Genomic DNA, 11,716 nt, shown 5'->3' with positions numbered 1-11,716 from the left:
CCACGGCGACACCTCCACCAACGACGGAGTACTCCTCTGCCGACACCACCACCAACTCCTCCACACCAAGAACTGGCGAATCGTGCGAATCGGCGCGAAATACTGGCTCGACCGCGGCACCGGCGATCGTGTGCCCCTACAACACCGCAACCCCACCGCAGCCCGCGTCCACCCACCACCACGGCAGTAATGAGGGCGGGCGGAACCCCGATGCCGCCAAAGACCCTGCCCGCGGCACCACGCGTCGCAACACAACGTCACAGCTTTTGGGTGGGGCGGTGCCCCGCTCCTAGAGTCGCGTAGCGGCCACAGCAGCCGTGTCATCCCGACCCCACCAGAGGACGTGCCCCATGAAGCTCCGCTCCGCCTTCCTTCCCGTCGCGGCACTCGCCGTGTCAGCGCTCGCGCTGACCGCGTGCTCCGCGCCCGCCGACAACGGCGGCGGCTCCGACGACGCCGTCGACATCGCGCTCGTGCGCCAGCTCAGCTCGGGCGACTACTTCGAGCTCTGGCTTGCCGGCGCCAAGGCCGAGGCCGACCGTCTCGGCGTCAACCTCTCCATCTACGAGGCGAACGGTGACGACGCCCAGCAGGCCATCGACATCGAGGCCGCGACCGGGGAGGGCGTCGACGCGATCGCCATCTCGCACGGCTTCGCGGAGACCGTCCAGGCGCCCATCGCGGCCGCGCTCGACGCCGACATCCCCGTCGTCGCGTTCGACGTCGACGCCGGAGACGACCGCGCTGTGACCGTCGCCCAGTCCGACGCCGTGCTCGCCGAGCAGGTGCTCGGCCAGCTCGTGGAGGACACGGCAGGTGAGGCCGACGTCATCTACGTCTACGTCGCGGGCTTCGCCCCGCTCGACCGCCGCGACGCGGTCTGGCAGGAGACCCTCGCTGACAACCCCGGCCTCAACCAGGTCGCCCAGATCGGTGTCGTCAACGAGAACACCGCCGTCGAGGTCGCGGAGCAGGCCAAGGCCGCGCTCCAGGCGAACCCCGGCGTCACGGCGATCTTCGCGCCGTACGACGAGTTCGCGAAGGGCGCGACCCTCGCCATCCAGGAGCTCGGCCTCGAGGACACCGTGAAGGTGTACGGCGCCGACATCTCCACCGCCGACATCGAGGTCATCACCGCGGAGGGCAGCCCCTGGGTGGCGACGGCCGCGACCGACCCGGCGAACGTCGGTGCCGTCACCATCCGCGCCGCCTACCTCGCGGCCACCGGGGGCGACGTGCCGTCCGCAATCGAGATCCCGCCGACCCTCATCACGCAGGCCGGTCTTCTCGAGAAGGGCGTGACGACCATCCAGGGCCTCACGGAGGCGTTCCCGGAGCTCGCGACGCCCGATCTGGTGCCGGTACCGTAAGAACGGATGCCCCGAACCACGTCGCCGAACGGGTCGGGAGCACCGGGCGCAACGCCCGTGCTCTCGGCCCATTCGGTCGTTAAGCAGTTCGGCTCGACCCGCGCACTCGACGGGGTCGACTTCTCGCTCCAGCCCGGAGAGATCGTCGGACTCGTCGGTGCGAACGGCGCCGGCAAGTCGACGCTCATCGGAATCCTGTCCGGCTCGATCCGCACTACCGACGGTCGCCTCGAGATCGAGGGCGCGGTCGTCGACTTCGCCGACCCGGACGAGGCCGCGCGCGCCGGCATCGCGACCGTGCACCAGGACGTCGACCAGGCGCTCGTGCTCGACCTCACCGTCGCCGAGAACCTCGTCCTCGACGCAGTGGCGGCCGGCGAACTGGGACCGTGGGTGAGCCCCCGTTCGGTTCGGCGCCGTGCCGAGGAGGTGCTCCCGGGAGCCGCCGACCTCGACGTGCCGGTGCGATCGCTCGGGACATCCCGCAAGCAGCAGCTGCTCATCGCTCGAGCCCTGCACCGCGGCGCCCGCGTGCTCATCCTGGATGAGCCGACCGCGGCCCTCTCGGTGACGGAGCAGCGGGAGCTCCACGACCGCCTGCGGTCCCTCGCCGCGGAGGGGACCGCCATCATCTACATCACCCACCACCTCGCCGAGATCGCCGCGATCTGCGACCGCGTCGTCGCCCTGCGCGAAGGCCGCGTCGCCGGCGAGTTCGCCGCCCCGGTCGACCCCTCCGCGGTTGTCACGGCGATGCTCGGCGGACTCGCGACGCAGCGGCCCTCCGACTCCCGCGCCACGACCGACCGAGTCGTGCTCGCCCTCGAGGGCGTCCGCACCGCACCGGACGCGGCACCGTTCGACCTCGCCGTCCGCGAGGGTGAGGTGCTCGGCATCACCGGACTCCTCGGGGCGGGCAAGACGGAGCTGCTCCTGCAGGTCGTCGGTGCGGCACGGCTGCAGAGCGGCCGGATGACCCTGCTCGGGCACGAGCATGCGCCGCGTCATCCCGCCGACGCCGTCGCCGCGGGTATCGGGTTCGTTCCCGAGGACCGCCGCGCCTCGGCGGAGATTGGCGACTGGGACATCGCCGACACCATCACGCTGCCCGACTTGCGCCGCTACCGCCGCGCGGGACTGCTGAGCCGGGCCCGCGAGACGCAGGCCGCGCGACTCGTGATCGAGACGCTGCGGGTCGTCGCGAGCGGGCCGCGCGCAGCCCTCCGCTCGCTCTCGGGAGGCAACCGGCAGAAGGTGATCGTGGGGCGATGGATCGCCGCCGGCTCGAGGGTGCTCGTGCTCGATGAGCCGTTCCGCGGCGTCGATCTCGGCGCGCGAGCCGACCTGGCTGCACTCCTGCGGTCCGGCGTCGGGCTTGCCTCCGTCGTCGCCTCGAGCGACCCGGAGGAGATCCTCGAGGTCGCGGACCGCATCCTCGTCTTCGGCGACGGCGAGCTCGTCGCCGAGATCGACCCGCGCGGCACCGACGTCGAGGGGCTCGCGCAGCTCATGGTCGCCGCCGCCTCCCACCCCCACCAGAGGACCGTCTCATGACCTCCACCCTGTCGGCGCGCGACCGCGTCCGCGACCTCGTCTACCGCTACGGCCTTCTCGTGCTGCTCGTCGTACTGGTGGTCTTCTTCGCCGCGACCCAGCCGTCGTTCGGCACGTGGCGCAACGTGCTCATCATCCTGCAGTCGGTCGCGATCACCGCGATCGTCGCTCTCGGTGTCACCGTCTCCCTCTCGGTCAACGGCTTCGACCTCTCGATCGGCTCGACGATCTCGTTCGTCGTCATGCTCACCGCCGCCGCCCAGGTCTACTGGAGCCTCGGCCCCTGGGTGGCCGTGCTGCTGGGTCTGCTCGCGGGCCTCGGCATCGGTCTCGTGAACGGCTTCCTCGTCGTCGTCGCGCGCGTGCCCGACCTGCTCGCGACTCTCGCCACGATGTTCGTGTTCGCGGGACTCGCTCTCGTGCTCACATCCGGCCAGTCCGTCTCGACCGGCTCGACGATCGACGGACAGCCCGCACCCGGCTCGATCAGCCCGGAGTTCCTGTGGCTCGGTCGTGGCACGGTGCTGGGCATCCCGATCACCGTTGTGGTCATGGTGGTGCTCGGCGTCGCCGTCACGCTCCTGCTCTCCCGCACCCGCACCGGCCGGCTGTTCGGCGCGATCGGCGGCAACCCCGAGGCGGCGCGGCTCGCGGGAGTGCACGTGGGGCGCAACAAGGTGCTCGCCTATGCGATCTCCGGCGTGCTGGCATCGGTGGGAGGCATCCTGCTCACCGCGCGCCTCGGCCGAGGAGACGTCGGCGTGGGCGGCGGCTACCTGCTGGAGACCGTCGCCGCCGCGCTCATCGGCTTCGCCGTGCTCGGGGCGAACAAGGCCAACGGCTTCGGTACCGTGGTGGGGGCCATCTTCGTCGGCGTCGTCCTCAACGGACTGACCATGATGAACCTGCCGTACTACACCCAGGACCTCATCAAGGGGCTCCTCCTGCTCGGAGCCCTCGTGCTCAGCTTCTCGGGCCTGTTCAAGCGTAAGGATTCTTAAGTGACCGTCCCGGTGCTCACCGTCGCGACCGTTCCCGAGTACATCGCGGCGCGGCCCCACCTCGCGGCACAGGTCGACCCATCGACGCTCTCCGTCATCGAGGTCGGCGACGGCAACCTCAACCTCGTCTTCATCGCGAGGGATGCCTCGGGCCGCTCCATCACCCTGAAGCAGTCGCTCCCGTACGTGCGCCTCGTGGGGGAGTCGTGGCCGCTCAGCCAGGACCGGATCCTCGCCGAGGGCCGCGGCTACGACGCCGCGGTCGCCCACAGTCCTGACACGATCCCCGCCTACTTCGGCCTCGACGTCGAGTCGCGAACGATCGCGATGGAGGACCTCTCGGGCTGGACGGTATGGCGTCGCGCCCTCAACGAGGGCCGCATCTCGCCCGGCGCGGCCGCGGTCATCGGCCGCCACGTCGCCCGGGTCGCGTTCGGCACCTCGGCGTTCGGACTCGAATCGGATGCCCTCATCGCCGCCCGCGCCGGTGCGGCCAACCCCGACCTCTGCAAGATCACCGAGGACCTCGTCTTCACCCACCCCTACGTCGACCACGACGGCAACTCGTGGGTGCCCGAGCTCGAGGACGCGGTGCTCGCGCTGCGCGAGGGCGAGCTCACCGATCACGCCGCCGCCCTCAAGTACACGTTCATGACGCGCTCCGAGGCGCTCCTGCACGGCGACCTGCACACCGGCTCGGTCTTCGTCCCGAACGGGCCCTCCGAGTCGCCCGCGAAGATCTTCGACCTCGAGTTCGGGTTCTACGGGCCGGTCGGCTTCGACCTGGGCGCGTTCTTCGGCAACACCCTCCTCGCCCAGGCCCGCTCAGTGGTCCTCGAGCGGCCCGCAGAGTTCCAGGGATGGCTCGCCGGACTCGTGGGGGAGACCTGGTCGTCCTTCGAGAGCGAGTTCCGACGGCTCTGGCCGTCGCGCGTGGACCCGTTCTTCTCCGATGCGGTGCTCGAGGAGTGGTTGCGCTCGACGTGGCAGGACGCCGTCGGGTTCGGCGGGCTCAAAGCCATCCGGCGCATCGTCGGCCTCGCCAAGGCATCCGATATCCAATCCCTGGACCCGAGTCAGCACGTGGCGGCCGCGACGGCGGTGCTGCACACCGCGCGCGCGTGGGTCGAAGGCCGCGAGCTCGTCGCGACCCCGGCGCAACTCGCCGAGCGCACCGCCGCGGGCCTGGGACTGTGAGCGCCCTTCCCGCCTCCGTCGGCTGGACGGGGGATGCCGTGCGCATCATCGACCAGCGCCTCCTGCCAGGGCAGCTCTCGGTGCGCGACCTCGCGACGGTCGACGAGGTCGTCGACGCGATCGCGACGCTCGCGGTGCGCGGCGCGAACGTGATCGGCTCGGCGGGAGCGCTCGGCTTCGTGCTGGGTGTGCGGGCCGGGCTCGACGCGGATGACACGGCCGCACGCCTCATCGCCGCGCGGCCCACCGCGGTCAATCTCCGCGTCGCCGTCGGGCTCGCGCTCGACGCGTACCACGCCGGACGGGACCCGCTCGGCGTCGCTCTCGGGCTCCTCACGGCGGACGACGAGCAGACGCGGCGGATCGGGGAGCTCGGCCGCGACGAGCTCGCGGGGGCCCGAGTCATCCTGACCCATTGCAACACCGGCCGCCTCGCGACTACCGGATGGGGCACGGCGCTGGGGGTCGCCTATGCGATCCACGAGTCCGGTCGGCCGCTCACCGTGCTCGCGACGGAGACCCGGCCGCTCCGGCAGGGCGCGCGGCTGACCGCGTGGGAGCTCGCGGCCTCGGGCATCGACGTCGAGCTGCTCGTCGACTCGGCGGCCGCAGCTGCGCTCGGCACCGGTCGCGTCGACGCGGTGATCGTCGGGGCCGACCGCATCGCGGCGAACGGCGACACGGCGAACAAGGTGGGGACGCGGTCGCTCGCGGTCGCGGCTGCGCGCGAAGGGGTGCCCTTCTACGTCGCGGCGACCCTCAACGCGATCGATCCGAGCACCGCCTCCGGCGCGGACATCGAGATCGAGGAGCGCTCGGCTGACGAGGTGCTCGACACCCCTATCGAGGGCGTGCGCGTCTGGAACCCCGCCTTCGATGTGACGCCCGCCGAGCTCATCACCGGCATCATCACGGAGGCGGGCATCCTGCGCGCGCCGTACTCGGACTCCATCGCGAAGGCGGTACAGGCATGAGCGCGATCGTCGCGACCTATGAGATCCGCGGCGACGACCGCCGCGCCCGGGCCGAGGCCCTCGCCGTCGAGCAGAGCCACGAACTGCCCACCGACCTCGCGCCGGAGCCCGCCCTGCGCTCGCTCGCCCACGTCGTCTCGTTCGAGGCTGGTTCCGAGTTCGACACCGCCGTCGTCGAGTACCCCGAGGAGCTCGCCGGCGGCGAGCTCGCCCAGCTGCTCGTGCACCTCATCGGCAACGTGTCGCTCCAGGACGGAATCCGCCTCGTGGAGCTCGAGGTGCCGGAGTCGCTCGCGGCCGCCGTGGGCGGCGGTCCGCCGCTGGGGGCGGCGGGCATCCGCCGCGTTCTCGGAGTGGATGACCGCCCGCTCCTCGCGACCGCGCTCAAGCCCGTCGGCCTCGAGCCCGCCGACCTCGCCGCCATGGCGTCCAAGCTCGCCTGGGGCCTCGACGTCATCAAGGACGACCAGGGCCTCGCGAATCAGCCGTGGGCACCCTTCCGCGAGCGAGTGCTGCGGGTCACCGAAGCGGTGCGCGAGACGAACGCTGCCTCCGGCCGCCGGGCGCGCTACTTCCCCGCGGTGGCCGGCCCGTTCGAGCAGTTCGAGGAGCGGTTGCGCTTCGCGGCGGATGCCGGTGCCGACGGCGTGCTCCTCATGCCCGGTGTCACCGGCTTCGACTCGGTGCGCTTCGCCGCGACCGTATTGCCCGAGGACGCCATCATCATGGCGCACCCGTCGTTCCTCGGCGGCTTCACCGCGTCGTCGACGCACGGCATCTCGCCGGAGGTGCTCTTCGGCCCGATCATGCGGCTCGCTCGCGCCGACACGGTGATCTTCCCGTCCGCCGGCGGGCGCTTCAGCCTCACGGTGGAGCAGTGCCGGGGGATCGCCGAGCAGTCCCGGCGCCCGTTCGCCGGGCTCGAGGCATCCCTTCCCGCTCCCGGTGGAGGCATGTCGGTCGACCGCATCGGCGAGCTCGTGGAGCTCTACGGCCGCGACGTGCTGCTGCTCATCGGCAGCGACCTGCACCGCGGGGGAGACCTGCGGGCGTCGGCGGAGGCGTTCCTGGAGGCTGCCCAGACCGTTCGCTGAGGCTCTCGAGGCGGCGCTCGCCGTCTAGTACTTGATGAACCCGCCCACGCCCGGGTACGACTCGAGCTCGGCGATCTGCTCGGCCGTCGGCCGCACCGGTCGGTCGCGCTCGACGGTGACGCTGCACAGGAAGCCGAACGGCTCGTCGCCGACCGACTGGAACTGGTGCCACGTCCACGAGGGGACGAACACCACGTCGTGCTGGGCGAGGTCGACGACCTGGGTGCCCACGAGCGCCCGGCCGCGACCGCGGATCGGGACGACGACGTGCGTGTGCTCGTGGTGCTCGAGGGTCGTGTGCCCACCCGGCCCGACCTCGAAGTAGCGCAAGGACGCCCCCTGCCCGTGCTCCGCGTCGGTGAGCACCTGGCGCGTGACCGCCTTGAAGGTACCGTCCTCCTCCTTGTACTCGAGCACGTCGACCCCCTCCCACGTGTACGGGGTGGGCTGGGCCGAGTGGAGGCGGATCGAGTGCTCGGTGGTCACCCTGCCATGCTACGCGCGGGATGCTCCGGCACTGCGGCCGTGCGTCACAGCGGGTCACACGTCTGGTAGCCTTGATGACGCACTAGGGCCCTTGGCGCAGTTGGTAGCGCGCCTCGTTCGCATCGAGGAGGTCAGGGGTTCAAATCCCCTAGGGTCCACCGGTGTGAGAACCCCGCCTCGGCTTAGCCGGGGCGGGGTTCTCTCGTTTCGGCACTAGTCGTCGCCGGTCGTTCCCACAGTGTCGCCGGTGATCGGGTCCATCGGACCCTCGTCGTCGTCGGAGTCGGGCCGGTCGGAGCCGGTGGGGCGCTGATCGCCGGCGGTCGTCGAACCGAGGGCGGACGTGCTCTTGGGGGCTCCCTCGCCGTCCTCGACGGCTTCGGCCTGGATGGCCGCCTGATCCATGTTGGGGTCTGACATCGTGCTCTCCTCTCGTGGAGCTGGTCCCTCCACTCAACGCCGAGAGTGCGCTCCACGCCAGGGGGTTGCGCCGCCCCCAGTTGACGGTGTCACTTACAGTGATGCCATGACGACTCGAGCCGAATCGGCGGCGCGGACCCGGCGGGAGCTGCTCGCGGCGGCGGGCGCCCTCCTCGACGAGGGCGGCCCCGAGGCGGTCACCCTGCGCGCCGTCGGGGCTGCGGCCGGGGTGTCGCGCGGGGCGCCGTACGGGCACTTCGTCGACAAGGGCGAGTTGCTGGCATCGGTGGCCATCGAGAGCTGGTCCGCGCTCACCGCCGCCCTGCGTGAGCTGCAGGAGGATTCCCGGCTCGCACCCGTCGACCGCCTCCGGCGGTCCCTGCACCTGCTGCTCGACCTGGCGCGCGGCCGCCCCCACCGGTACGCGATCATGTTCGTCGCGCCCGAGCGCAATCCGGAGGCGTTGCTGGGCGCCGCGGCGGAGACCCAGGACGCCTTCCTCGACATCGTCGCGGATGTGGTCGGGAGTGCGGATGCCCGCCGGAGCGCGGCCCTCCTCATGGCGAGCACGCACGGCGTCGCGAGCATGGAGGCGAATGGGCAGCTCGATGGTGAGAAGTGGGGAACGTCGGCGCCCGAGCTGGTGGACGAGCTCATCGACCTCGTCGGAGGTCGCGCGAGCTAGCACGAGCATTTCAGTTGACAGTGTCATATCAACTCCGTAGTGTGATTGATATGACAACGTCAACTGAACCTCGAGGCCTCGCCCTCGTCACCGGCACCTCGAGCGGCATCGGCCGAGCGACGGCGCAGCGGCTCGCCGCTGACGGTTTCCACGTGCTCGCCGGAGTCCGCTCCGTCGCCGACGCCGAGGCCGTTTCGGGCGAGAGCATCGAAGGCATCATCCTGGATGTCACGAACGACGAGCACATCGCCGCGGTGGCCGCGCGAGTCGCCGCCGATCCAGCCGGGCGCCCGCTGCGCCTCCTCGTCAACAACGCCGGGATCGCCATCAACGCCCCCGTCGAGGTGCTCACACTCGCCGACTGGCGGCAGCAGTTCGACGTGTCGCTCTTCGGCCAGATCGCCCTCACGCGCGCCCTGCTCCCGACCCTGCTCTCGACGCACGGTCGCATCCTCAACGTCACCTCGGTGGGCGGACGCATCGCGATGGCGAACTACGGTGCCTACTCCGCAGCCAAGTTCGCCCTGGAGGCCGTGAGCGACTCTCTGCGGCGCGAGGTCGCCGATCTCGGGGTCGAGGTCATCAAGATCACCCCGGGCGCCGTGAGCACTCACCTCACGGCGAGCGGACTCGCGGCGAGCGAGCGCGTCGGCGCCACGATGACCGCCGAGCAACACCGACGGTACGACGAGCTCATCGCGGCATTCACCGCGCAAGCCGAGGGCTTCGCTCGAGACGGCGCCTCCCCGGATCGTGCGGCCGAGGTGATTTCTCGGGCGGCAGGGGCGCGGCGACCGAAGACCCGCTACACGGTCGGCCGCGACGGCGCGATGTTCACCGCGATGTCGCGGATCGCGACCGACCGACTCCTCGACAGGGTGCTCCGAAGCCAGAACCGCAGGCTCGCGACCTCGCGCTAGCCTCGAAGGTATGGATCTGGGTCTCCGCGGTCGCGTGGTTCTCGTCGTCGGCGGTGCCGGCTACATCGGGCGGGAGATCGCCCGCACCTTCGTCGAGGAAGGGGCAGTGGTCGTGATCGGTGGCCGCACCCCCGAGAAGCTGGAGGTGGCGGAGGCGGAGGTCGGGGCAGCGGGCACCGTCGTCGTGGACACCCGGGATGCGGCATCCGCCCGATCCGCCGTCGACCAGGTGCTGGCGGCGCACGGCCGCCTCGACGTGCTCGTCAACACGGCCGCCCCGTCCGCGGGGACGCTCGACCCCGCCCGCGATCATGACGCCGAGCAGGTGCTCGACGCGATCGACGGCAAGGCGATGGGGTACCTGCGGATGACCGAGGCCGCGGTGCCCGTCATGCGCGCGGCCGGCTTCGGCCGGATCATCCAGATCAGCGGGCAGAACGCGTGGCTGAGCGGCTCCGTCACGGCTGCGGCTCGAAACGCCGTCGTCAACACGTCGGCCAAGGCGATCGCCGACGAGCTCGCCGGATCGGGCGTCACCGTCAACGTCGTGAACCCGGGAAATGTGACGGATGCGCCGAGCGCGGAGGTCGCCCTCGGTCGCGGGGGAGAGTCCTCGCCGTCGCAGATCGCCGCGCTCGTGGCGTTCCTCGCGTCGGATGCGGCGGCCGCCGTGAGCGGCGAGTCGATCGCCGTGGGGCACCGCGTTCGAGGCATCCAGTTCGGCTGAGCCAGCTCACCAAAAGAGCCGGTCAGCGCGCGGTTTCGCCGAAATAGACCGGAATTGTTGATGTGAACCCTAACATCACGATGTGAAGGCTCACGCAGCCATCACATCAGTTCCCGGGCGGCCACCAGCGACGGTCGCCGTGACCGCGAAACTTGCCTGATTCCCGGGCCACGTTACCGAAACGTTACATTTCGGACTTGCGCCGCACTCGAATGTGAAGGCTAACATTTGGTCCAATGTCGATGACGCCATTCGCGTGCGCGGCAGGACTTGACACCACGCACCCGGCTCGGCCGGGCCCGAACAAGGAGGTTTTGGGAATGAAGAGAGTTCTCGGTGGAATCGCAGCCCTCGGCATCGCGGCACTCGCGCTGACCGGTTGCGCAGCCAACACGGGCGGAGGCGGCGACGACGACCTCATCACCGTCGGCTTCGCGCAGACCGGCTCGGAGAGCGGCTGGCGCAGCGCCAACACGGAGTCGCTCAAGGCGGCGCTGTCGGAGGAGAACGGCTTCGAGCTGATCTTCAACGCGGCCGACAACAAGCAGGAGGCGCAGATCGCCGCCGTCCGCAGCTTCATCAACCAGGGCGTCGACGCGATCGTCATCGCGCCCATCACGGTCGACGGCTGGGACGACGTGCTCAAGGAGGCCAAGGACGCGGGCATCCCCGTCATCCTCGAGGACCGCACGGTCAGCGCGAGCGACGACCTGTATGCCACGTGGGTCGGCCTCGACTTCAAGCAGGAGGGCAAGACCGCCGGTGAGTGGGTCGCCGACAACTTCGGCGCCGAGCCCACCAACCTCGTGATCCTCGAGGGCACGACGGGTTCGTCCGCCGCGCTCGACCGCGCCACGGGCTTCGCCGAGGCGATCGACGGCACGTCCATCAACGTGCTCGACTCGCAGACCGGCGACTTCACCCGCGACGGCGGCAAGAAGGTCATGGAGGGCTTCCTGCAGAAGTACGGCAGCGAGATCCAGGTTCTGTTCGCGCACAACGACGACATGGGGCTCGGCGCGCTCGACGCGATCAAGGCCGCTGGCCTCACGCCCGGTGAGGACATCAAGATCGTCACGATCGACGCGGTCAAGGACGGCATGCAGGCCCTCGCCGACGGCGAGTTCAACTACATCGTCGAGTGCAACCCGCTCCTCGGCGACCAGGTCGCCGACCTCGTCAAGAAGGTGCTCGCGGGCGAATCGGTCGACAAGGCCTACATCGTGCCGGACGGCGCGTTCACCCAGGAGGACGCGATCGAGCTGCTCCCGACCCGCCCGTACTAACG

At 70.5% G+C, this 11,716-nt stretch carries 12 protein-coding genes and 1 tRNA gene; 11 read left to right on the top strand and 2 right to left on the bottom strand.

The genetic code is table 11. From position 1 onward, the window contains the following. Positions 1-350: 350 nt before the first annotated feature. Genes Q5716_RS15555 through Q5716_RS15530 form a run of 6 tightly spaced genes read left to right on the top strand, consistent with a single transcriptional unit; the run spans position 351 to position 7,190 of the window. Positions 351-1,370, top strand: a complete 1,020-nt coding sequence (locus Q5716_RS15555; protein WP_305004077.1) for a substrate-binding domain-containing protein — start codon at positions 351-353, stop codon at positions 1,368-1,370. A 6-nt stretch (positions 1,371-1,376) separates the two neighbouring features. Beyond that, positions 1,377-2,924: a sugar ABC transporter ATP-binding protein gene (locus Q5716_RS15550; protein WP_305004076.1), complete on the top strand. Its 1,548-nt coding sequence runs from the start codon at positions 1,377-1,379 to the stop codon at positions 2,922-2,924. Further along, complete coding sequence (locus tag Q5716_RS15545) at positions 2,921-3,925, top strand: ABC transporter permease (RefSeq protein WP_305004075.1); 1,005 nt, start codon at positions 2,921-2,923, stop codon at positions 3,923-3,925. Before Q5716_RS15550 ends, Q5716_RS15545 begins: the two co-directional genes overlap by 4 nt. Further along, positions 3,926-5,122, top strand: a complete 1,197-nt coding sequence (mtnK, locus tag Q5716_RS15540; protein WP_305004074.1) for an S-methyl-5-thioribose kinase — start codon at positions 3,926-3,928, stop codon at positions 5,120-5,122. Continuing rightward, positions 5,119-6,096: an S-methyl-5-thioribose-1-phosphate isomerase gene (gene mtnA / locus Q5716_RS15535; RefSeq protein WP_305004073.1), complete on the top strand. Its 978-nt coding sequence runs from the start codon at positions 5,119-5,121 to the stop codon at positions 6,094-6,096. The genes mtnK and mtnA overlap by 4 nt, the downstream gene beginning before the upstream one ends. Further along, a complete protein-coding gene (locus Q5716_RS15530) occupies positions 6,093-7,190 on the top strand; it encodes a RuBisCO large subunit C-terminal-like domain-containing protein (RefSeq protein WP_305004072.1) in 1,098 nt (365 codons plus the stop codon). The genes mtnA and Q5716_RS15530 overlap by 4 nt, the downstream gene beginning before the upstream one ends. Positions 7,191-7,214: 24 nt before the next feature. Here the strand turns inward: Q5716_RS15530 and Q5716_RS15525 are convergent, their stop codons facing one another. Further along, entirely contained in the window at positions 7,215-7,676 is a 462-nt protein-coding gene (locus tag Q5716_RS15525) for a cupin domain-containing protein (protein WP_305004071.1), read from the bottom strand. Between the two features lie 85 nt (positions 7,677-7,761). Between Q5716_RS15525 and Q5716_RS15520 the strand changes: the two genes are divergently transcribed. Then, positions 7,762-7,834, top strand: a tRNA-Ala gene (locus Q5716_RS15520). 55 nt (positions 7,835-7,889) lie between these two features. Here the strand turns inward: Q5716_RS15520 and Q5716_RS15515 are convergent. Next, the gene (locus tag Q5716_RS15515) at positions 7,890-8,096 is read right to left on the bottom strand and encodes a hypothetical protein (protein ID WP_305004070.1); all 207 of its coding nucleotides are present in this window, start codon (positions 8,094-8,096) and stop codon (positions 7,890-7,892) included. 106 nt (positions 8,097-8,202) lie between these two features. Here Q5716_RS15515 and Q5716_RS15510 point away from each other — a divergent pair, with 106 nt between their 5' ends. From Q5716_RS15510 to Q5716_RS15495, 4 genes are all read left to right on the top strand, one after another. Continuing rightward, positions 8,203-8,781: a TetR/AcrR family transcriptional regulator gene (locus Q5716_RS15510; protein WP_305004069.1), complete on the top strand. Its 579-nt coding sequence runs from the start codon at positions 8,203-8,205 to the stop codon at positions 8,779-8,781. A 50-nt stretch (positions 8,782-8,831) separates the two neighbouring features. After that, positions 8,832-9,701: an SDR family NAD(P)-dependent oxidoreductase gene (locus Q5716_RS15505; RefSeq protein WP_305004068.1), complete on the top strand. Its 870-nt coding sequence runs from the start codon at positions 8,832-8,834 to the stop codon at positions 9,699-9,701. A 10-nt stretch (positions 9,702-9,711) separates the two neighbouring features. Further along, the gene (locus Q5716_RS15500) at positions 9,712-10,428 is read left to right on the top strand and encodes an SDR family NAD(P)-dependent oxidoreductase (RefSeq protein ID WP_305004067.1); all 717 of its coding nucleotides are present in this window, start codon (positions 9,712-9,714) and stop codon (positions 10,426-10,428) included. 320 nt (positions 10,429-10,748) lie between these two features. Next, complete coding sequence (locus tag Q5716_RS15495; protein ID WP_305004066.1) at positions 10,749-11,714, top strand: ABC transporter substrate-binding protein; 966 nt, start codon at positions 10,749-10,751, stop codon at positions 11,712-11,714. The last annotated feature ends 2 nt before the right edge of the window (positions 11,715-11,716 follow it).

The sequence above is a fragment of the Antiquaquibacter soli genome (assembly GCF_030580675.1).
In the GTDB taxonomy this organism is placed as follows: domain Bacteria; phylum Actinomycetota; class Actinomycetes; order Actinomycetales; family Microbacteriaceae; genus Rhodoglobus; species Rhodoglobus soli.
Note: the sequence above shows the minus strand (reverse complement) of the source record. Positions and strands in the feature narration are given on the sequence as shown.

What these genes read in the sequence shown, in the direction of transcription:
- Q5716_RS15555 (WP_305004077.1), top strand. Translation starts at nt 351, where the DNA reads ATGAAGCTCCGCTCCGCCTTCCTTCCCGTCGCGGCACTCGCCGTGTCA.
- Q5716_RS15550 (WP_305004076.1), top strand. Translation starts at nt 1,377, where the DNA reads ATGCCCCGAACCACGTCGCCGAACGGGTCGGGAGCACCGGGCGCAACG.
- Q5716_RS15545 (WP_305004075.1), top strand. Translation starts at nt 2,921, where the DNA reads ATGACCTCCACCCTGTCGGCGCGCGACCGCGTCCGCGACCTCGTCTAC.
- Q5716_RS15530 (WP_305004072.1), top strand. Translation starts at nt 6,093, where the DNA reads ATGAGCGCGATCGTCGCGACCTATGAGATCCGCGGCGACGACCGCCGC.
- Q5716_RS15515 (WP_305004070.1), bottom strand. Translation starts at nt 8,096, where the DNA reads ATGTCAGACCCCAACATGGATCAGGCGGCCATCCAGGCCGAAGCCGTC.
- Q5716_RS15510 (WP_305004069.1), top strand. Translation starts at nt 8,203, where the DNA reads ATGACGACTCGAGCCGAATCGGCGGCGCGGACCCGGCGGGAGCTGCTC.
- Q5716_RS15505 (WP_305004068.1), top strand. Translation starts at nt 8,832, where the DNA reads ATGACAACGTCAACTGAACCTCGAGGCCTCGCCCTCGTCACCGGCACC.
- Q5716_RS15500 (WP_305004067.1), top strand. Translation starts at nt 9,712, where the DNA reads ATGGATCTGGGTCTCCGCGGTCGCGTGGTTCTCGTCGTCGGCGGTGCC.
- Q5716_RS15495 (WP_305004066.1), top strand. Translation starts at nt 10,749, where the DNA reads ATGAAGAGAGTTCTCGGTGGAATCGCAGCCCTCGGCATCGCGGCACTC.